General features: G+C 66.1%; 18 protein-coding genes and 1 pseudogene. 12 read left to right on the plus strand and 7 right to left on the minus strand.

Going from position 1 to position 20,796, the window contains the following annotated elements; genetic code table 11:
• The first annotated feature begins 87 nt into the window (after nt 1-87).
• From tatA to AC5Y46_RS11555, 4 genes are all read left to right on the plus strand, one after another.
• Nucleotides 88-339, plus strand: a complete 252-nt coding sequence (gene tatA, locus AC5Y46_RS11540) for a Sec-independent protein translocase subunit TatA (protein ID WP_499945103.1) — start codon at nt 88-90, stop codon at nt 337-339.
• Between the two features lie 119 nt (nt 340-458).
• Nucleotides 459-1,319 (plus strand): twin-arginine translocase subunit TatC, encoded by an 861-nt coding sequence (gene tatC, locus AC5Y46_RS11545; protein ID WP_499991120.1) that lies wholly within the window; start codon nt 459-461, stop codon nt 1,317-1,319.
• A 90-nt stretch (nt 1,320-1,409) separates the two neighbouring features.
• On the plus strand, nt 1,410-4,112 hold the full coding sequence (locus AC5Y46_RS11550) for a DEAD/DEAH box helicase (RefSeq protein ID WP_499991121.1): 2,703 nt from the start codon (nt 1,410-1,412) through the stop codon (nt 4,110-4,112).
• Nucleotides 4,113-4,193: 81 nt separating this feature from the next.
• Nucleotides 4,194-4,907, plus strand: coding sequence for a DUF4333 domain-containing protein (locus AC5Y46_RS11555; protein ID WP_499945108.1), 714 nt, complete (start codon nt 4,194-4,196; stop codon nt 4,905-4,907).
• Here the strand turns inward: AC5Y46_RS11555 and AC5Y46_RS11560 are convergent, their stop codons facing one another.
• Complete coding sequence (locus AC5Y46_RS11560) at nt 4,908-5,858, minus strand: 5'-3' exonuclease (protein ID WP_499991124.1); 951 nt, start codon at nt 5,856-5,858, stop codon at nt 4,908-4,910.
• A gap of 42 nt (nt 5,859-5,900) precedes the next feature.
• Between AC5Y46_RS11560 and AC5Y46_RS11565 the strand changes: the two genes are divergently transcribed.
• Both AC5Y46_RS11565 and AC5Y46_RS11570 read left to right on the plus strand, forming a co-directional pair.
• Nucleotides 5,901-7,028, plus strand: a complete 1,128-nt coding sequence (locus AC5Y46_RS11565; RefSeq protein ID WP_499991125.1) for a M24 family metallopeptidase — start codon at nt 5,901-5,903, stop codon at nt 7,026-7,028.
• Nucleotides 7,029-7,104: 76 nt separating this feature from the next.
• Nucleotides 7,105-8,470, plus strand: a pseudogene (locus AC5Y46_RS11570) (AAA family ATPase).
• Between the two features lie 106 nt (nt 8,471-8,576).
• On the opposite strand, the gene AC5Y46_RS11575 reads toward AC5Y46_RS11570, so the two are convergent.
• A complete protein-coding gene (locus AC5Y46_RS11575; protein ID WP_499991127.1) occupies nt 8,577-9,323 on the minus strand; it encodes a DUF5631 domain-containing protein in 747 nt (248 codons plus the stop codon).
• A gap of 16 nt (nt 9,324-9,339) precedes the next feature.
• Between AC5Y46_RS11575 and AC5Y46_RS11580 the strand changes: the two genes are divergently transcribed.
• On the plus strand, nt 9,340-9,468 hold the full coding sequence (locus AC5Y46_RS11580) for a hypothetical protein (protein ID WP_499991129.1): 129 nt from the start codon (nt 9,340-9,342) through the stop codon (nt 9,466-9,468).
• 1,307 nt (nt 9,469-10,775) lie between these two features.
• Here AC5Y46_RS11580 and AC5Y46_RS11585 read toward each other — a convergent pair.
• The 4 genes from AC5Y46_RS11585 to AC5Y46_RS11600 all read right to left on the minus strand — a co-directional run bounded on the left by AC5Y46_RS11585 (nt 10,776) and on the right by AC5Y46_RS11600 (nt 15,204).
• A complete protein-coding gene (locus AC5Y46_RS11585) occupies nt 10,776-11,198 on the minus strand; it encodes a hypothetical protein (protein WP_499991131.1) in 423 nt (140 codons plus the stop codon).
• A 219-nt stretch (nt 11,199-11,417) separates the two neighbouring features.
• Nucleotides 11,418-12,380, minus strand: coding sequence for a hypothetical protein (locus AC5Y46_RS11590; protein ID WP_499991133.1), 963 nt, complete (start codon nt 12,378-12,380; stop codon nt 11,418-11,420).
• A 161-nt stretch (nt 12,381-12,541) separates the two neighbouring features.
• Nucleotides 12,542-14,908, minus strand: a complete 2,367-nt coding sequence (locus AC5Y46_RS11595) for a putative alpha/beta hydrolase (RefSeq protein WP_499991135.1) — start codon at nt 14,906-14,908, stop codon at nt 12,542-12,544.
• The gene (locus AC5Y46_RS11600) at nt 14,890-15,204 is read right to left on the minus strand and encodes a DUF2563 family protein (protein WP_499991137.1); all 315 of its coding nucleotides are present in this window, start codon (nt 15,202-15,204) and stop codon (nt 14,890-14,892) included. Before AC5Y46_RS11600 ends, AC5Y46_RS11595 begins: the two co-directional genes overlap by 19 nt.
• A 239-nt stretch (nt 15,205-15,443) precedes the next feature.
• On the opposite strand from AC5Y46_RS11600, the gene AC5Y46_RS11605 reads away from it, so the two are divergent.
• Nucleotides 15,444-16,904 carry a phosphoinositide-specific phospholipase C-related protein gene (locus tag AC5Y46_RS11605; protein ID WP_499991139.1) on the plus strand — a complete coding sequence of 487 codons (1,461 nt, stop codon included), beginning with the start codon at nt 15,444-15,446 and terminating at the stop codon, nt 16,902-16,904.
• Nucleotides 16,905-16,915: 11 nt separating this feature from the next.
• Here the strand turns inward: AC5Y46_RS11605 and AC5Y46_RS11610 are convergent, their stop codons facing one another.
• Nucleotides 16,916-17,326, minus strand: a complete 411-nt coding sequence (locus AC5Y46_RS11610) for a F420-dependent biliverdin reductase (protein WP_499945123.1) — start codon at nt 17,324-17,326, stop codon at nt 16,916-16,918.
• Between the two features lie 35 nt (nt 17,327-17,361).
• Here AC5Y46_RS11610 and AC5Y46_RS11615 point away from each other — a divergent pair, with 35 nt between their 5' ends.
• Genes AC5Y46_RS11615 through AC5Y46_RS11630 form a run of 4 tightly spaced genes read left to right on the plus strand, consistent with a single transcriptional unit; the run spans nt 17,362 to nt 20,748 of the window.
• Nucleotides 17,362-18,111 carry an SDR family NAD(P)-dependent oxidoreductase gene (locus AC5Y46_RS11615; protein WP_499991141.1) on the plus strand — a complete coding sequence of 250 codons (750 nt, stop codon included), beginning with the start codon at nt 17,362-17,364 and terminating at the stop codon, nt 18,109-18,111.
• A complete protein-coding gene (gene cbiE / locus AC5Y46_RS11620) occupies nt 18,108-19,277 on the plus strand; it encodes a precorrin-6y C5,15-methyltransferase (decarboxylating) subunit CbiE (RefSeq protein ID WP_499991143.1) in 1,170 nt (389 codons plus the stop codon). The genes AC5Y46_RS11615 and cbiE overlap by 4 nt, the downstream gene beginning before the upstream one ends.
• A complete protein-coding gene (gene cobM / locus AC5Y46_RS11625; protein ID WP_499991144.1) occupies nt 19,274-20,029 on the plus strand; it encodes a precorrin-4 C(11)-methyltransferase in 756 nt (251 codons plus the stop codon). Before cbiE ends, cobM begins: the two co-directional genes overlap by 4 nt.
• A complete protein-coding gene (locus tag AC5Y46_RS11630; RefSeq protein WP_499991146.1) occupies nt 20,029-20,748 on the plus strand; it encodes a cobalt-precorrin-6A reductase in 720 nt (239 codons plus the stop codon). The genes cobM and AC5Y46_RS11630 overlap by 1 nt, the downstream gene beginning before the upstream one ends.
• The last annotated feature ends 48 nt before the right edge of the window (nt 20,749-20,796 follow it).

Below are 20,796 nucleotides of genomic sequence, written 5' to 3' on the forward strand. Positions count from 1 at the left end.
GTCGTGGCCGGCGGCGCGCGGTGCGCGTGGTCCGGTGGGCGGCCTGTCCTGCGGTAACATCGGGGCGAACGTCTGGAGGTAATCAAAGTGGGCAGTCTTCAACCGTGGCACTGGCTGATCCTGGCCGTTGTGGTGATCGTGCTGTTCGGTGCCAAGCGGCTCCCTGACGCGGCGCGTTCGCTGGGCAAGTCGTTGCGGATCTTCAAATCCGAGGTCCGCGAGATGCAGAGCGAAAACAAGACCGACGCGGCCATCGAGACCCCCACGCCGGTGCAATCGCAGCGCGTCGACCCCCCGGCTGCCGCTGAGCAGGGTCACACCGAGGCGCGGCCGGCCTAACCCGGCGGCTCTGTCGACCGAATGTGGTGAAAGGTTCCCGGGCTTCAGCGCGCGCCTTCGGTCCTCTGAAACGGCTCAATCCGCGCAATCGGCGCAGCCGCGTCAACCCCGACGCGACCATGTCGTTGGTCGATCACCTCACCGAACTGCGCACCCGGCTGCTGATTTCGCTGGCCGCGATCGTGGTCACCACCACCTTCGGATTCATCTGGTACTCGCACCCGATCTTCGGGCTGGAAAGCCTGGGTGAATGGCTGCGGCAGCCGTACTGCGCGCTGCCGCAATCGGCGCGCGCCAGCATCAGCGCCGACGGGCAGTGCCGACTGCTGGCCACCGCGCCGTTCGACCAGTTCATGCTGCGGCTCAAGGTCGGGATGACGGCCGGGATCGTGCTGGCCTGCCCGGTGTGGTTCTACGAGCTGTGGGCGTTCATCACCCCTGGGCTCTACAAGAAGGAACGCCGCTTCGCCGTGGCGTTCGTGATCCCGGCGGCGCTGCTGTTCGTGGCCGGAGCGGCGCTGGCCTACCTGGTGTTGTCCAAAGCGCTGAGCTTTTTGTTGACGGTGGGCAGCGATGTGCAGGTCACCGCGCTCTCCGGCGACCGGTACTTCGGCTTCCTGATCAACCTGCTGGTGGTGTTCGGCGTCAGCTTCGAATTCCCGCTGCTCATCGTGATGCTCAACTTCGCCGGCGTGCTGACCTACGAGCGGCTCAAGGCGTGGCGGCGTGGGCTGATATTCACCATGTTCCTGTTCGCGGCGATCTTCACCCCCGGCTCGGACCCGTTCTCGATGACCGCGCTCGGGCTGGCGCTGACGGTGCTGCTCGAGTTCGCCATTCAGATCGCCCGACTGCACGACAAGCGCAGGGCCAAGCGCGAGGCCGCAGCAATCCCCGACGACGAGGCCTCGGTCATCGACAAACCCGAGCCGATACCGGAGCCCTCGGTGCTCGGCGGGACGCATGACGACGTCACCTGACCTTCCTGCCCGCTCCGTCCGCGAGCGCGCCCAAATGTACGACGACACGCCGGCGGAGCTGACATTTTGGGCGCCCTCGCGGAGTGCGAAATGACCGAACTGGACCGCTTCAGCGCCGAGCTCTCCTTCCAGCTCGACGACTTCCAGAAGCGGGGTTGCGCCGCACTCGAAGCCGGCCACGGCGTGCTGGTCTGTGCGCCGACCGGTGCCGGCAAGACCGTGGTCGGGGAGTTCGCCGTCCACCTGGCGCTGGCCGCCGGCGGCAAATGCTTTTACACCACGCCGCTGAAGGCGCTGAGCAACCAGAAGCATTCCGACCTCACCGCCCGCTACGGCAAGGAGCGGATCGGGCTGCTGACCGGAGACCTGTCGGTCAACGCCGACGCCCCGGTGGTGGTGATGACCACCGAGGTGCTGCGCAACATGCTCTACGCGAATTCGTCTGCGCTGCAAGGACTTTCACACGTCGTGATGGACGAGGTGCATTTCCTGGCCGACCGGATGCGCGGCCCGGTGTGGGAGGAAGTCATCCTGCACCTGGCCGAGGAGGTGCGGCTGGTCAGCCTGTCGGCGACGGTGAGCAACGCCGAGGAGTTCGGCGGCTGGATCCAGACGGTGCGCGGGGACACCACCGTGGTCGTCGACGAGCATCGGCCGGTGCCGCTGTGGCAACACGTCCTGGTGGGCAAGCGGTTGTTCGACCTCTTCGACTACCGCTCGGACACCCAGAAGGACAAACCGCACGTCAACCCTGACCTGTTGCGCCACATCGCCCATCGCCGCGAGGCCGACCGGATGTCGGACTGGCAGCCCCGGCGGCGCGGGCCCGCCCGTCCCCGCTTCTACCGTCCGCCGGCCCGGCCCGACGTGATCGCCGCGCTGGACTCCGCCGGACTGCTGCCGGCGATCACGTTCGTGTTCTCCCGGGTCGGCTGCGACGCGGCCGTCCAGCAATGTCTGCGGTCGCCGCTGCGGCTCACCACCGAGGCCGAGCGTGCGCAGATCGCCGAGGTCATCGAACACCGCTGCGGTGATCTGGCCGACGCCGATCTGGCCGTACTCGGCTACTACGAGTGGCGTGAGGGTTTGCTGCGCGGGCTGGCGGCCCATCACGCCGGCATGTTGCCCGCGTTCCGTCACACCGTGGAGGAACTGTTCACCGCCGGCCTGGTCAAAGCCGTTTTCGCCACTGAGACCTTGGCCCTGGGCATCAACATGCCGGCGCGGACCGTCGTGCTGGAGAAGCTGGTGAAGTACAACGGCGAGCAGCACGTGCCACTGACGCCGGGGGAGTACACCCAGCTGACCGGCCGGGCGGGCCGGCGAGGTATCGACGTCGAGGGCCACGCGGTCGTGCTCTGGCATCCGGACGTCGAGCCGTCCGAGGTGGCCGGTTTGGCCTCCACCCGCACGTTCCCGCTGCGCAGCTCGTTCGCTCCGTCGTACAACATGACGATCAACCTGGTGCATCAGCTGGGGCCCGAGCAGGCGCACCGACTGTTGGAGCAGTCGTTTGCCCAGTATCAGGCCGACCGGTCGGTCGTCGGGATAGTTCGCGGCATCGAACGCGGCAAGGCAATGCTCGACGAGATCGCCGCCGAGATCGGCGGTCACCAGACGCCGGTACTCGACTACACCCGGCTGCGGGCGCAGATCGGCGAGCGCGAACGTTCCCAGGCGCGCGCCTCTCGGCTGCACCGCCGGCAGGCTGCCAGTGATGCGCTGGCCGCGCTGCGCCGTGGCGACATCATCAACATCAACCACGGACGCCGCGGCGGGCTGGCCGTGGTGCTGGAGTCGGCGCGCGACAGTTCCGACCCGCGACCGCTGGTGCTGACCGAACATCGCTGGGCCGGGCGGATCTCCTCGGCCGACTATTCCGGGTCGACGCCGCCGGTCGGCTCCATGACGCTGCCCAAGCGGGTCGAACACCGGCAACCGCGGGTGCGTCGGGACCTGGCCTCCGCGCTGCGCTCGGCCGCCGAGGGGCTGACGATCCCCGCCGGCCGTCGCGACAAGGACGACGCGCACTACGACCCCGAGCTGGCCTCGTTACGTGAGGAGCTGCGCCGCCACCCGCTGCACAAGTCGGCGGGCCTGGATGAGCAGGTCCGCCAGGCCGAACGCTACCTGCGCATCGAACGCGACAATGCGCAGCTGCAGCGCAAAGTTGCCGCCGCCACCAACTCCCTGGCCCGCACGTTCGACCGCATCGTCGGGCTGCTCACCGAGCGCGAGTTCATCACCGGCCCCGCCGCGGATCCCAAGGTCACCGACGACGGGCGACTGCTGGCGCGCATCTACAGCGAGAGCGACCTGCTGGTGGCCGAATGCCTGCGCACCGGCGCGTGGGCGGGTCTGAAGCCGGCCGAGTTGGCCGCGGTCGTGTCGGCGGTGCTGTTCGAAGCGCGCGGCGGTGACGGCCCGGGCGCACCGTTCGCGTCAGACGTGCCCACGCCGGCATTGCGCCGGGCACTGTTGCAGACGTCCCGGTTGTCGACGGCGTTGCGCGCCGACGAACACACCCATCGCATCACTCAGAGTCGTGAACCCGACGACGGTTTCGTCCGCGTGGTCTACCGTTGGGCGCGCAGCGGAGACCTGGCGGCGGCGTTGGCGGTGTCGGACTCCGGAACACCGCTGTCAGCAGGGGACTTCGTACGTTGGTGCCGCCAGGTGCTCGACTTGCTCGACCAGGTTCGCAACGCGGCGCCCGACCCCGATGTGCGGGCCACAGCCAAGCGCGCTATCAATGACGTTCGGCGCGGCGTCGTCGCAGTTGACGCCGGGTAGGCTAAGCCGAAGCTACGGTTACATCCGGACGTGATCGCCGGCCCAGCGTGTGGCCAGCACAAATCGGACTGAGGAGTGACGATGAGTGGACCAGACCCGAGGTGGCAGCAACCTGGCCAGGGTTCCTCGGACCCGACGATGGCGGGGTCGCCCTGGCAGCAGCAGCCGAACCAGGACGCGACCTGGCACGCCCAGTCGTACCCGGCCGCGGAGTATCCCGGCTACCAACAGCAAGCCGACCAGGCCTATCCGCAGCAGTACGCGCAGCCCGGCTACGACCCGAATTCGCAAGCCACCCAGTTCGGCGCGACTCCGCAGTACGGCCAGACTCCCCAGTACGGGCAGCAGCCGCAGTACGGTCAGCCTCAGTACGGTCAGCCCGGTCAGACGGGCCCGCAGTACGGCCAACCCGCCCAGTACCCGGGTCAGGCCGCGCCGTACGCGCAACCAGGACCCAAGCGCTCCAAAGGTCTCCTCATCGGTGTGATCGGCGGCATCGCGGCGCTGTTCATCGTGGTCATCGGGATACTCGGGTTCGTGGTGCCCGGCTTCTTCGTCACCACCAAGCTCGACGTGAACAAAGCCAATTCCGGCGTGCAGTCGATTCTCACTGACGAAACCAACGGTTACGGCGCCAAGAACGTCAAAGACGTCAAGTGCAACGGCGGTTCTGACCCGACCGTGAAGAAGGGCGGCACCTTCGACTGCACGGTCAGCATCGACGGCGCATCAAAGCGCGTCACGGTGACGTTCCAGGACGACAAGGGCACCTACGAGGTCGGTCGGCCGCAGTAACTACAGCGCATCCAGAGCCTTCTGCAGTCGCGCGACCGAAGAGCCGACGCCGTAGCGGGTCGCCAGTTCGGCGGTGCGTTTCGGGTCTTTGGCGTGCAGCGGCAGCTCGTCGGTGCGCGTCGACAGCGTGACGGGGGCGTCGGTGGCGACGCGCACGACCTTTTCCGCGGCCACGATGTAGTCGGCGGCGTCACGCAGTTTCGCGCGAAGTGCTTTGGCCAGCTTGGATTTCGGGTCGGCGGCGGCAGCGACGATCCGGTCCAGCGAACCGTATTGGGCGAGCAGGGTGGCTGCGGTTTTCTGGCCCACCCCGGGCACGCCGGGCAGACCGTCGGAAGGATCGCCGCGCAGTAGCGCGAGTTCGGCGTAGGCCGACCCCGCCCGATCCACCGGCACTCCGTACTGTTCGGCGACCTCCGCGGGACCGAACAAGGTGGCGTTGGACATACCGCGGCCCAGGTAGAGCACCCGGACCGGCATGGGGTCGTCGGCAACCACTTGCAGCAGGTCGCGGTCCCCGCTGACCACCACCACCGGGTCTTTTCGTTCCCGGGAAGCCAGCGTGCCCAGCACGTCGTCGGCCTCGAAACCCGGAGCGCCGGCCGTCGGGATCCCGAACGCGTCCAGCAACTCCATGATCATGTCGACCTGCGGTGTCAGCTCGTCGGGCACTTCTTCGACGTCGGGCTCTCCGGCCGGTTCTTCCATGGCGACGCGCTGCGACTTGTACGACGGGATCAGCTCCACCCGCCACTGCGGGCGCCAATCCAGATCCAGGCACACCGCCAGCCGGCTCGGCTTCTGTCGAGTGATGACCACGGCCATCGAGTCGATGAACCCGCGGACGGCGTTGACCGGGCGGCCATCGGGCGCCTTGATTGAGGTCGGCACCCCGAAGAAGGAGCGAAACCACATGCTGGCGCCGTCCAACAGCGCGAGGGGAGCGGACATGCGGGTAATCCTGCCAGGGGCGTCCGGTTAGCCTTGGCTGCCATGGACTCTCACCGATTCGAGGCCGCGGTTTATGCCCGCCGTTTGGACGCCGCCGCCGGATTGGCCGCTCGGGCCGGGCTGGCGGGGTTGGTGATCAGTCCGGGGTATGACTTGCGGTATCTGCTCGGTTCACGTGCGGAGACGTTCGAGCGGCTCACCGCGTTGGTGTTGCCGGCCGTCGGTGACCCGACGGTAGTGCTGCCGAGATTGGAACTCGCGTCGCTGCGGGGCTCGGCCGCGGCCGAATTGGGACTGGATGTGCGGGACTGGGTCGACGGCGACGACCCCTACCGGTTGGTGCGTGAGGCTTTGGGGTCGGAGCCGGCCGCGGTGGCCGTCACCGACTCCATGCCCGCGCTGCATCTGCTGCCGCTGGCCGCGGCGTTGGGTGTGATGCCCGTGTTGGCCACGGATGTGCTTCGCGAGCTGCGAATGGTCAAGGGGGAGGCCGAGATCGACGCGCTGCGCAAGGCCGGCGCGGCGATCGACCGGGTGCATGCCCGGGTGCCGTCGTTTCTGGTGCCGGGCCGGACCGAAGCCGACGTTGCCGCCGATATCTCGAAAGCAATTGTGGCCGAGGGGCATTCAGATGTGGCGTTCGTCATCGTCGGATCGGGGCCGCACGGTGCAGATCCCCACCACAGGTATTCGGACCGCGAATTGGCGGTAGGCGACATCGTCGTCGTCGACATCGGCGGCACCTACGAGCCCGGCTACCATTCCGACTCGACCCGCACCTACAGCATCGGTGAACCCAGTCCGGAAGTGGCGCAACAGTATTCGGTGTTGCAACGAGCCCAACGGGCGGCGTTCGACTTCGTGCGGCCGGGGGTGACCGCAGAACAGGTCGACGCCGCCGCCCGCGATGTATTGGCCTCGGCGTGCCTCGGCGAGTATTTCGTGCATCGCACCGGGCACGGCATCGGGCTGTCCGTACACGAGGAGCCCTATATCGTCGCCGGCAACGATCTGCCATTGGTTGCGGGCATGACGTTTTCGATCGAACCGGGCATCTACTTCCCGGGACGGTGGGGCGCGCGCGTCGAGGACATCGTGGTGGTGACCGACGACGGCGCGACGTCGGTCAACAACCGTCCGCACGAGCTCGTCATTGTGCCGGTGTCCTGAGAAATTCGATTGACCTTCCGCCTGTGCGGGTGCGATCCTGCTCCGTTGCGCTGTCCCCGAAACAACCACGAAGCAGATGAACCTCACTGACCAAGAACTGACCGACTTCACCGCCGGAACTGGCCCGCACCGCCGGTCCATCGCCGACGTCAACGCATGGCTCGACGGACTGGAATACGGTGTGCGGCCGGCGTTGCGAGCGCTGGGCGAGCTGTTGGTCGGTGCGACGGAGCGCGAAACTGCCGAAACCGCCGAACGATTCACCGCGCGCTGCCTAGGCGTGGCCGACTGCGGGCATCTGCTGGAGGAAGAACGCGAACTGAACGCGGTGTCCGGGTTGACGACCGCGCTGGCGCTCGCGGAGTGGATCGATCAGTTCACGGGCGTCTGCGAGATCGGCCCGGGGGAGTACGCGAACCCGCCGATGTGGACGCAAACCGAGATCGGGGAGCAGCGCTACCGCCATCCGCTTTGTCTGCGTGTGCATTTCGCCGCCGGGACGTTGCTCCACCACACGGGCTGCGTGGTGCAGATCGAGACGCGCGAAACCATGATGCATTCGGCCGCGGTGGGCGTCTATGTGACGCCGGCCGAGCAGGCTCAGGCTCGTGCGGTGCTGGACCGGCTCGCCGAACGCGCCAACGAACTCAACCCGTACCGAGGACGGGTCGTGCGCGCCAGCTACCGGCACGGGTTGAGCTTGTCGGTGATTGACCTGCCTTCGACCGCGACGCGCGAGAACGTGATCGTGGGCGACGAAGTGTGGACTGAGGTCGCGCTAGGCGTGACGTCGGTTCGACCGTCACGCACTGCTGAACGCGCACAGCCTCGGCGCGCGGCGTGGAGTGCTGTTGTGCGGTCCGCCCGGGACCGGCAAGTCGGCGGTGAGCGCGGTTGTGGCGCGTGAAGTGGTCGGTGACTTCACCGTCATCTACGTCGAGGCGCGAGCCGGTGCGGAATTGCTGACCGTAGTGGTGGAAGAGGCGCAGCGGCTCGGTGGTCCGGTGCTGCTGGTGTTGGAGGATGTCGATTTGTGGTGTCGGGACCGCGCGACCGGCGGCGGGGGGCTCTCAGAACTGTTGCAGGCCATGGACATCAAGCCCGAGGCCCGCATCCTGACGCTGGCGTCCACGAACGACGCCGCGACGCTGGACAAGGCGGCGATTCGCACCGGCCGTTTCGACTCGATCGTCGAGGTCGGCTATCCGGATCGTGCCGATGCCGCGCTGATCCTGGCCGCGCTGATCCGCGGGGTGCCGGGTGGTGACGACGTCGATCCCGCGGCGGTCGTGGCCGCGCTACCCGAGCGCACCACCGGCAGCGACATCCGCGAGATCGTTCGTCGCGCGGTGCTGAGTGGAACTTTGAGTACGGCGGCGCTGCTGGCTGAGTTGGGTAGCGGACGGTATCGAGCCGAACCGCCGGTGGGGATGTACTTGTGAGGCGAGGCGTCTGATTTGGGCGCCGGGCGTCGGCCTTTGCCACATCTGTCACTGTCCGGACTTGCTTCTCGATTGACCGGCTATCAGCGACAAGTTGTGACACCGCTTAATCGGGACCGTTGTCGGGTGTGCCCGTCAGGAACCAAGCCAGGTGATAGTTGGCGACGGCCTTTTCCCCGCCGATGAGCGCATCGATGGCAGCCAGCAGTTGCCAGTTACCGATGTGCTGTGCGTCGACGGCGTCGGGGTAGCTGTCGAGGACTTGGGTGCTGACCGTCTTCAAATGCTGGTGCAGCAGGTCGATTTCGGAGTCCAGCACCCCGGTACCCGCCGTCACTGCCTTCGCGAGTGTGTGCGCCAGTCGCGGGAGGCCGTCTCGCCACTGGGTGGCCTGACAGAGTTCCCAGCCGAGTTCGTTGACCTCAGGCGCGGATCGTGGTCGCGGTGACATCACAGGCCGCTCGTCGTCGTCGGCGGCGACGTGATGAATTGGCGTGTAGCTGGCGGCGAGCGTGACATCGCCCAGCAAGGCTTCCAGGTTGCCGCGGCGTCGGGCTGGCGCCAGCAGGGTCACCGCGGACGGCAGCTCAATGCCCGGAGGGATCCAGCCGCTCGCCAAATCCGTTGTCAGCACGGTGGTTTGATCCGCGCAGTCGCCGATCGCCCACGCCAGGCGAGGTTGTTGACGGGCGACCGCGTTGACCAGGCGCTGGAGTCGTGCTTGCGCGGTGGCATCGGCTGATGCGGCGCCGACAACGGCTCCGGTCGCCGTGGCGGCGACGGCGTGAGCCGCGACTGCCGTGCCCGACGGAGGTGGTGCAGATGCGGCGTTGGCGGCGCTGGTCTGGCGCACCACCGCAGGCTGGCCCGTGCCCGATTGGCCGGCCGAGGGATTCACCGGCGCCGATGTCGGAGCCGCCGACACGGCTGTGGGCGGACTGGAAGGTGGCGGCGGTGCGATGGTCGTCGAAACCGGTGGCCTCAAGTCAGCGCCGTAAGAGGGGAGTGGACCGACGGGTTGCGGCGTGACCGCAGGCGCCACCGCAGGCGCGGCCGCGACTATCTGCGGAGGCGGCGAAGCTTCCGGCGCCGCGGCGTGGTGAGCCGGCGGCGGCGAATCGACCACTGGCACATGGGCTTGCGCGGCAGGCACCGCTGCCGGAGTCGTCGATGCGGGATGGCTGAGATGCGATTCCGCAGACACCGTTGGTGTTGATGCGGCGGCATGGGCAGTCGCGGATAGAGGAGTGCCGGACTCAAGGCCCTTGTTGAAGCTTTGGGCGAGTTCGGATGGGGAGATGGTTGGGGATGGGAGGACGTGGGGCGCGGGGGTGCCGGCAAGGGGTCCCGGGCCGTATGGAGCAGGATTAGTGACTGGCAATGAAGGGTTGGAAGGCGCTATGGAATGAGGCAACGACGTCGATCCTCCACCGCCTTGGCCTGCCGGTGTCGGCGCTATCGGTACTGACAATTGTGCTGACGCGGGATCGACCTTCGGTATTGTTCGGAGGTTTGCTGGCAAACGCGGACTCTCGCCGCGTGTCGGTATATAGGAGCCGCCGACAAATCGGCTGTCTTCGAGATGGGGTGGTAGTCGGACTCCCTCTCTTCCCGTGGCCTGCAAGGTTGATCCCGGCGACGTGGGGGCAGTGGAAGCATTACCCGGCAAATTTGTCGGACCAGGCTGTCCGCCGAGCATGGTCCGTACTTGGTCCTCCACTTTGGTCTGGTCACTAGGACGGAACATCTGGCCGACGTCAGCACCATGGGCGGTAGCGAATTCACGAGCCGATTGATTGTTTTCCTCGACGACTAGAATTCTCTGGATTGCCTCCAATAGATTGCTACCGTATTTGGCCGCCGCGAGGTTTGCAAGCATTCGATAACGCTCTATAACTGCGACGATCTGAGCAACTTTGGCAGCCTGAGGTTCCGTGGAGTTCTGAATTCCGCTGATTTCTCGATTGCCTTCTTCGGCCAGGGCGGTCAAGGCTTGGCGCAGGCATTGCATACTGTCGTACGCCTCCCCATACGCCTTTTCTTTCACGGAGTTTTTTTCTTCGACGCGTCGAGCATGATCTTCTCCGAGTCGGAACTGCTGGCGCAGATCGTCAATCGTGAGCCCATGTTGCTCGGCTAGCAGCTCCGATTGAGCTCTTTGTAATAGATTGGCGAAACAGGAGTATTCGTTCCTGAGCGCTTGCCGATTTGACCTACCACGCTGCAAAGCCATCAATTCTTGATCACTAGGCCATTGATCGCCAATGAGCAAGAAGGACCATTCCCCCGGTGGGAAATCCGTCACCTAGCAGAGCCCATCAATTGTTGCCGAAAGTTGGTCAACCGATAGCCGCAACGGTTTCACATCGGAATCGCTCGCGTCGCCGAGGTAGTCAATAGCGAGCTCTTGATACGCATTAGCCAGTTTGCGGACAGCCGTCGCCAGATCGGAGACAGTAGCTGGTTCCTCGGCAAGTTTGGCCAGGAGGTACCGGCTACCCACTTCTAACGCCTGGCGGGAACTTGTCGCAACCGCGAGGCTAGCGGTGGGATCCGTACCGCCGTCGCGTCCGCCAACCACGGCAAATGCTTGATGAACCTTGGAGTACGCAGCGCACACTTTCGCCTTCGCATCCGCCACCTGCTGACTTGAATACGTCGGAGGAGCCGGAGGCTCATATTTGGGTACGGGACGAAGCCAGGCCGCAACGGCGACGCCGACTGCCACCAACGCAATCCCTAACGACACCAGCGCGAGCCCCCGCGACGGCCGCCGGGGCGGAGGCGCCACGGGCGGCCACGGAGCTGGCTGCGGCACAGACACATTCGACACGCGAGGATCGTATCGTTCATCCGGAATTCCGCCAGTCACACTTTGCCACCACCGCCGAACAAGCACGCTGACCTGGATACGAGAGCCACAGCATGCATTTGCTCCGCGACAGCGTTAACGGCCGGGGCCGGCGCCCTCTTCGCCGCGCTTGTCGTCCGGCAACAGAATGCGCCGCGTCGCCACCGGCTTGCCCTCGACATGTTTGACCACCGCGGGCGCGGGCGGTGGTGTGGTGATGCGCCCCTGCACGGGAGCACCGTTCTTCACCGTCGGACCGACGATGCGTTTGGTATCAGGCTTGGCTTCGTTGTTGCTACCCGCGGCGCCGTGCATGGCCCCCGGCGGCATCATCGGCATAGCTCCCATCGCACCTCGTTGGGGCGCCGCAGGTTCCGCCGGCGCGGGCGCGGCAGACGAGACAGCCTGCGATGAGGCGGGCACGGTACCGGCCGAGGGCGTCGGCGGCGGTCCGAGCATCGCCGTTGGTGTGGTTCCCTCGATGCCCGCACCGCCGCCACCACCACCGCTGACGCCACCGCCACCTCCGGAGAATCCGCCGCCACCGCCACTGAGTTCTTCGGCGTCGACCAGGTCCGCGGGTTCGCCCATACCCCCGCCCGCGCTCTGCTGCATCATCCCCATCCCGGCCTGCATCGCCTGCTGCCCGGCCTGCGCGAGCTGGGACGGAATCTGGCTCAGCGGTTGCAGCAGACCTCCGAGCGCGCCGGCAATCCCCCCGGCCATGCCCGACACCATCTGCGGCATCTGCTGCAACATCTGAGACATCTCACCTTGACCGCCGACGCCGGCCAATTGCGCCGCGGCCTGTTCCTCGTTGGCCGGGAACTTGGCCAGCGCATCGGACGTTTTCGCCTCCCGTTCGTCGTGGCCGGCCTGGGCCTCGCTGTTGTCCCCGGCATCGCCCGCGTTGGCCGCAGCACCCAACGCCCGCAGCAGTTGACTGATCTGAGAACTCCCTGTCGCCAACTGGTCAGGGGTGATCATCGGCGGCGGGGGTATCCCCAGCAGCTGTGAAAGCTGGTCGAGGATGATTCGTAGCTGGTCGTCCCCGCTCATCATGTCCTTCCAAGCGTTGCTGCCGTACCTGAAGCTGTGAGCCTCCAGCACACGCCTCGATGCTTACCGTCCGCAGGGTCACGGCATTCGGTGATGCTAGCGCCAATTCGACATCCCGGTTATTCAGTGCCGCCGCAACACCCAGGCCAGGCAGGACGTTGCTATTTCCTCGCCGGGTCGGGGTCCGCAACGATCAGGTTGTAGCGCTGCATCATGTGCTGGTCGATGATGACCGGCTGGTTCGCGCCTGCCTCGAAGTTCTGTGCGAACAGGTCAGTCACCGCCTGGCTGAGCACGTGGTCGTATTCGTCCGGCGTCAGACCGCTGATAAGCCTCGCCACTTCTTCCGGGGTCCCGACATGTCCGTTAACCAGGTACGCATCCGGAAGGGAGATGGGATGCCTGGAAGCGAGTACAGCGTCGAGGATTTCGCGGTCAGCCCTGCCGATGGACATCGGCGGCACGGCGTGGTCGGTAAGAACGGTTGCTGTGGGAGCAGGTCCGAGGATGTCGTTCTCAACGAGGGTGCCGTACACGCTTATTGCAGCGCCGGTGATCACACCGACCTTAGGTATCAGGCCTATCCCCGAGCTGGCGATCTTGACCCCAGCCTCGTACGCCGTTTTTCTTTGGTCGTATTCGCTGCGCAGTGCGGCATCCTCGACAACATGCTCATTGTCGGCGCGCGCCTGTACCGCGTTGTGGATTCCCGAATCAATCAACCCGCGCAGGGTCATGGCATGGCCCAGGTTGGCGTTGTAGCTGTGCATGTTCGGCGCATGGCTCAACAGCTCGCTGACATAAGCATTTTCGGCGACCAGAGCCTGGTTCGCGGCGATCCCGTTGAAGTAGTCGGAAGCCGCACGCTCAGTGCTGAGCACGGAGAAAATTCCCTTGGCCATCGGCATCGTTCCGGACTCGGCCGCACCCATGTTGTCGGGGGCTTCGCCGAATTCCGTCAGGCCGCCTGGCGTGTGAGCGATATTGCCGATGTAGGGCGCCAGTCCATGTGCCATGCCCCCAACCAGATGCGGATTCACATCACCGAGGGTGTGATGGCCGGGAAGATGGAGAAGTTCCTGTTCGTGACTCCCGATATAAGTGGCGACGGCGTGAGCTGTTTCGCCGGCGAGCCGCGCTTCCGGGCCATGCGTAGCGGCCTCTGCCCAATTGAACAGCGATGCAACACCTTTGCCGTTATCAGACCAGAAGTGGTGGGTAACGCGTCCCAGGAACTCGTCACCCCCTCTACCAGTCAACGCATCGTGCACAACCTGGTGATCCGGCGACACCGCCGCGAACATACCGGCGACTAACGGGTCGAGATAAGGGTCCCGCCCGAAGTTCTCGCCGTTGCTGGCGCGGTCATGTGACCAGATCGGCGCACCCATGATCGCTGATGCCTTGCGCATCATTCCTCGATCCAGCTCTGTGTTGGTTTGCAGAGCCGGATTGCCGCCCTTGACCAACCGCGAAATCGCCTGCAGATCAGTCGCATACAGAACCCCGGGGGAATCCAGTGCGCGCCGCACGGTGTCCGGCAGTTGTGCCGCACCACCGTTGACCATCTCGGTTCCCTGCGTGGCCCCGGGTTTGAGTTCGGTGCGCGGAAACGCGATCGCGGGATTGCTCATCAATTGCCACGAGTTGGCGATCAGCTGCCCCTGGTCACCGAGTCGACCCTGGGCAGCTTCCACTGCGGCGATCGACATCCCGTGCTGCTGAGCCTGCAACTGACTCAGCACTGCAGCCTGTTCGGGCGTCAATGGTTGCTTGCCGGCACGCTGTTCGTCGGTGATCGAGTTCAACATGTCGTTGACCCGCGAAGCGGCCTGTCGATCACCGGCGAGGGCATCGTGCACGTCGCGTTCGGCCTGGTAGGGCGTCTCGAATTCGTATCCGTCCAAAGCGCCCAACGGTGCCGCATCATAGCCAAATTCGAAGCGCATTGTTCCAGACAGGCGTTGCAGCACAGCGGAATACGTGTCCCTGACCCAATTGACCACGTGCAGTACCCTGGCCAGGCAATGGGCGGCCTGCTGTTCGAGGCTTTCAACTTCTCGCTCAAGCTCCCATTCGTAGGCCCACGACAGGAGGCCTTTGTCCGCGAGCGCGTAAGCTTCCCCGATTTGGCGGTCGATGTCTTCGAGTTCGCGTTCCAGCGACGTGATTTGACTACGGGACGCGCGTTGCGCGTCGGCCAAAGCCGCCGCGACACGTTCCAGAGCCACTGCGATCTTGGGAAGTTGTGCCGCTTGCACTCCCAAGGATTCAGTGGTGCGTCGGACTTCGGCCGAGTCGTTGATCGGGTGATCACCGTTCTCCCGGTTCCAGGCCGCCTCGAACTGGCGGCGGGCTTCGGCGAACGCCGCCTCGGCGTCGCTGGTCGCCTGACCCGCATCATGAAAAGCCTGTGCCAGACTTGCGATCTGCGCCGGGCGTCCGCGCTGCAAGCTCTGGTCAATGATCCATGGATCACCACCGGCGCGATCGACCAGCTGTGCGACGTTCAGATAGCGGAGGTGCACCGCACCGCCCGAATCCGGGTTGCGTTGTCGGCGTCCATGTCTGCGAAGCGTTGCGCCGCGACATCTGCGTTGTCACCGATCGCGACCAGGCTCGTCCGGTGAGCTGACAAACTTTCCTGATGCCGGTCGCGTGCCGACGCCGCCACATCGTGAAAAGCGGAGGCTGCGGCATAGTCACCGAACATCTGTGACGAAAACATCGCTTGCGCAAGATGTTTGACGGCCACGTGGGTGTGCTCACCAGCGCCGTGCGATTCGCTGCCGCCTGAACGCAATCTTGCGTTGTCGACGAACACTTGTGGCTCCCTCCGCCTACCGATAGGACCGAGCAACAACCGAGGCTATTGTCCGGCCAGGACCCCGGCAATTCACCGTTGCCGCGCGTAGGCGGTGAACCGGGAAAACCGGCCAAACGTCAACGAAGCAGAAGTGGCAACGGAGGCTGCGACCGCGGTAGTTACGACGTGATTGCAACACTCAACCAACTCGACAACGTTTCCTGAACCGGTAGTACCGCCGTGCCAAGGTTGCGCGCATGCTTAGCGCCCCGTGGCTGAAGTGTGCGGTCGTCATGAGTGCGCTGGCACTGACGTGGGCCAACGCCGCACCGGTGACCGCCGACGTCAACGAGCTTCCGAACCCTCCGTCGCCGACCGCGCCGTGCAACGCCATCAGCCCGGTCGCTTTCCCGTGCGTGGGGACCGGCAAACTCGCCGACGCGGTCGCCGCCGAATGCCGCAGGGTCGGGATCCCGGACAACCTGTGCCGGGTTCCGTTGGCGCACAAAGTGACTCAAGCGGCGACCGTCGCCTATCTGCAGTCATGGGTACACCGCACCGCCCGATTCCAGTACGCGCTCGGCGACCCGGTGCCGTTCGCGAACGCCCAGTGGATCGGCACCCACAACTCGTTCAACAGCCTCGCCAACGAGTTCACCCCCTCCCACGCCGACTCCAACCAGCAGCTGTCGATGCCTCAACAACTCGATATCGACGTCCGAGCCATCGAATTGGATCTGCATTACGTGCCACAGATCGGCCAGCTCGGCGGCCGCGGTGTCGCTGTCTGCCACGGTCTTTCGGCAGCTCAGGCCAACCTGGGTTGCACCACCGAACCGCTGCTGGACCAGGTGCTGCCCAGCATCGCGGCGTGGTTGAACGCCAACCCCAACGAAGTCGTCCTGATTCTCGTCGAGGACCAGTTGCGAAATCCCACCGCGTACACATCGGCGCTGAGCACCCTGCAAACTCAGCTGCGCCGTCCCAACGGAACCAGCCTGATCTACCCGCCGAACCCCGCCGACATCGGCCTCAACGGTTGTGCGCTGCTTCCCAGAACCGTCTCACGCAACGACGTCCGCACCGCCGGCGCCCAGGTCGTGCTGGTCAGCGGCAGCCCTTGTGCGCCAGCGCTCGGCAACGCCGTCTTCAACTGGCAAGGCGAAGAGGTGGACAGCGGTAAGACCTCGCAGTACCAGCCCTACCCGGCTTGCGACGGCACCTACGGTCCGCCCGTCTATGCCACCAACATCGTCCGCTATTTCGAGGACTCGACGTTCGTCTCTGCGTTGGTCCACCCGACCATGCCGCCCAACAATCCGGAGGCGCTCACCCCGGCCAAAACGCAGTCGATGACCAACTGCGGCGTCAATCTGTTCGGCTTCGACCAGTTGCTGCCCGAAGACGGACGTATTCAGGGCACGTTGTGGAGTTGGGCGCCCGACGAGCCGCGCGCGAGCGCAGGAACCTGCACGCTGCAGGGAGCCGACGGCCGGTGGGCGGCCACCTCGTGCGGGGAATCGCATCCCGCGGCCTGCCAGACCGGGTCAGGTGCCTGGACGGTGACGGCGCCCGTCGCGTTTGCGGCAGCTCCGGCCGCGTGCACGGCCTTGGGATTGACCTTCGGACTGCCACGAACCGGGGTGCAGAACTCCCTGCTGCATGCGGCGGCGGGACCGGTCGGCGGCGCGTGGGTGCAGTACACCCTCACGCCGTAGGCCGACGAGAGCTATTCGACGCGGTCCAACAGTTCCGACGAGCCCAGCACCCGCTCGATCTGGACCTCGATGACCACCCGGCGCGGGTTGGCCCGCGGGGTGCGGTAGCGCTGGGCGTAGCGCAACTCGGCGTCGCGGATGGCGTCGACGTCTTTGTTCACGATGGAGCGCCCCTCCAGTGACAGCCAGCGGGCACCGTCGACCTGGCTCAGCACCGCTATGCCGCCGCGTTCGGCGTTGACGGCCTTTTGTGACCCGCCGGTGGTGATCACCCGTGCGATATGAGTCTTGGGGTCGAAGGTGAATCCCACCGCCACCACATGCGGCGAGTTGTCGGCTCGCAGCGTGGTCAACATGGCCAGATGGCGTTCGGTGAGAAACGCCAGCGCGTCGTCGGTGAGGCGGGTCGTGGTCTTGGCCATCGCCCTCCACGCTAGCGCAGGCAATAATCACAGCCGTGGACGACACGGGCACGGGTCCGGTGGTAATTTTCGGCGGGCGCAGCGAGATCGGCATCGAACTCGCGCGTCGCCTGGCTCCCGGGACGTCGGTGGTACTGCTGGCGCGCAACGCCGACCGGCTCGCTGACGAAGTCGCCGCGCTACGAGCGGCCGGCGCCGCGGCGGTGCACACCAGAGAGTTCGACGCCGACGACGTCACCGCACATGGCCCCCTCGTCGAGTCGATCGTCGCCGATCACGGTCCCATCGGCACCGCGGTCCTGGCCTTCGGAATCCTGGGCGACCAGACCCGAGCTGAAACCGACGCCGCGCACGCCGTGGACATCGTGCACACCGACTACGTCGCGCAGGTCAGCCTGCTCACCCATTTGGCGGCCGTCATGCGCCAGGCCCGAAGGGGAGACATGGTGGTGTTCTCCTCGGTGGCCGGGGTGCGGGTGCGTCGGGCCAACTACGTCTACGGTTCGGCCAAGGCCGGTCTGGACGGCTTCGCCAGCGGATTGGCCGACGCCCTGCACGGCAGCGGCGTGCGGTTGCTGATCTCACGGCCGGGCTTTGTCATCGGACGAATGACGGAGGGGATGGCACCGGCGCCGTTGTCCAGCACCCCCGAACAGGTCGCTGCGGCCACGGCCAGTGCCTTGCGCAAGGGCCGACGCACCGTGTGGATTCCCTGGGCGTTGCGGCCGATGTTCTTCGGGCTCAAGCTGCTGCCGCAATTCGTGTGGCGGCGGATGCCGCGATGATTACCGTGGTCGGTCTCGGCGCCGACGGCATGGCCGGGATCTCGGATGCCTCGCGCCGCGAATTACGCAACGCCACAGTCGTTTACGGATCCTCACGCCAACTCGGCCTGCTCGACGACACCGTCCGAGCGACCCGGAAGGAGTGGCCGTCCCCGCTGTTGCCGGCCTTGCAAGACCTGCCCGTCGACCAATCCAACATCCACGTCCTGGCCAGCGGTGACCCACTGCTGTTCGGCATCGGCGGCACGCTGATCCGGTTGTTCGGCCCGGACAAAGTGCGGGTGCTGCCACATGTCTCGTCGGTGACGCTGGCATGCGCGCGGATGGGGTGGAACGTCCATGAGACGGAGGTGATCAGCCTGGTGACGGCGCAGCCGCACACCGCGGTGCGGCGCGGGGGACAGGCAATCGTGTTGTCGGGCAACGGGAGAACCCCCACATCACTGGCCGCGCTGCTCACCGACCACGGCCGCGGCGACTCGCAGTTCACCGTGCTCGAGGAACTCGGCGGCCCGCGCGAACGACGCCGCGACGACACCGCGCGGGGGTGGGCCGAGAACACCCCTGTCGATGTCGAGGACCTGAATGTGATCGCCGTTCGGTACCTGCCCGACGAGCGCGTGTTCTCGTTGCCCGACAACGCCTTCGCCCATGACGGCCAGATCACCAAACACGGCATCAGGGCGGTCACCCTCGCGGCGTTGGCCCCCCGTCCGGGACAGCGGTTATGGGATGTGGGCGCCGGTTCGGGCAGCATCGCGGTGCAATGGTGCCAAGCCGGCCACGGTTGCACAGCGGTCGTCTTCGAACGTGATGACCAGCGTCGTCGCAATATCGGGACCAACGCCGCGGCCCACGGTGTGCATATCGAAATCCGCGGCGCCGCACCGGATGCGTTCAACGGTGCCCCGAGGCCGTCGGCGATCTTCGTCGGCGGTGGCCTCACCCAGCCCGGTCTGTTCGACGCCTGCCTGGATCACCTGCCGCACGGCGGTCGGCTGGTAGCGAACGCGGTCACCGTGGAATCCGAAGCTCTACTGACGCAAGCATATTCCCGCCACGGCGGGGGCCTGCAGCGATTTCAGCACTACCGAGCCGAACCGCTGGGCGGGTTCGCCGGGTGGCGCCCGCAGCTGCCCGTCACGCAGTGGGTTGTGACGAAATGACGGTGTATTTCATCGGTGCCGGGCCCGGCGCCGCGGACCTGATCACCGTGCGCGGTCAACGGCTCTTACAACGCTGTCCGGTGTGCCTGTACGCCGGCTCGATCATGCCGACAGACCTGCTGTCGCAATGTCGGCCCGACGCGAAAGTCGTCGACACCGGCCCGCTGACGCTGGATCAGATCGTCGGCGAACTCGCGGCCGCCGACGCCGCGGGCCACGACGTGGCCAGACTGCACTCCGGTGACCCGTCGCTCTACAGCGCGCTGGCCGAGCAGTGCCGACAACTGGACGCCCGGGGCATCAGCTACGAAATCGTGCCCGGGGTAACCGCTTTCGCCGCGGCCGCCGCCGCCATCAAGCGTGAGCTCACCGTGCCGGGCGTGGCCCAAACGGTCACGTTGACCAGAGTCTCGACGCTGTCGACCGCCATGCCGCCGGGCGAAGACCTGACCGCCCTGAGCCGACCCGGCGCCACCCTGGTCCTGTACCTGGCCGCCGCGCAGATCGACGCGGTGGTGCCACAGCTGCTCGACGGCGGTTACCGCCCCGAAACCCCGGTCGCGGTCGTGGCTTTCGCAAGCTGGCCGCAACAGACCGTGCTGCGCGGCACGCTGACCGACATCGCCGCACAAATGCATCGATTGAAGATCACCAAGACTGCGGTCATCCTGATCGGCGATGTGTTGGCCGCCGAAGGATTCACCGACAGCTATCTGTACTCCGCGGCGCGACGCGGCCTGGGACCGCATTGATGCGCGTGCTGCTGCTCGGCGGCACCGCTGAAGGGCGCGCGTTGGCCACAAGACTGCACCCGCGGGTCGACCTCGTCAGCTCGCTGGCCGGCCGGGTGCCTGATCCCGCGTTGCCGGTCGGCCGGGTACGCATCGGTGGTTTCGGCGGGGTGGACGGGCTGCGAAGCTTCCTGCACGACGCACACATCGACGCCGTCGTCGACGCCACCCATCCGTTCGCGGCCACCATGACCGCGCATGCCGCGCGAGCGTGCGGCGATTTGGGGATACCGCTGTTGGTGCTGGCCCGCCCGCCGTGGGATCCCGGCGCCGCCACGGTCGTGACATCCGACACCGAGGCGGCGGAGGTTGTTGCACGGCAACGCTATTCGCGGGTATTCCTGACCAGCGGCCGATCGGCTGTCCGGGCGTTCGCCGACAGCGACGCATGGTTTCTGGTGCGGGTGGTCACCGCTCCCGACGTGTTGCCGTCCCGGCATCGACTGCTGCTCTCCCGCGGACCCTATGAGTACGACGACGAACTCGCGCTGATGACCGAGCACCGCATCGACGCGCTGGTGACCAAGAACAGTGGCGGGGACATGACCCGTCCCAAACTGGATGCGGCTGCCGCACTCGGCATCCCGGTGGTGATGGTGGCGCGTCCGCGCCTGCCCGACGGAGTGAACACAGTCGGCACCGTCGAGGAGGCCGAGCACTGGGTGGCGGCGCTCCGGTAGCGCGAGCAGTGGCGGCGCTCCGGTAGCGCGAGCAGACGCAAAAACCCC

The sequence above is a fragment of the Mycobacterium sp. NGS59 genome, from assembly GCF_059812345.1.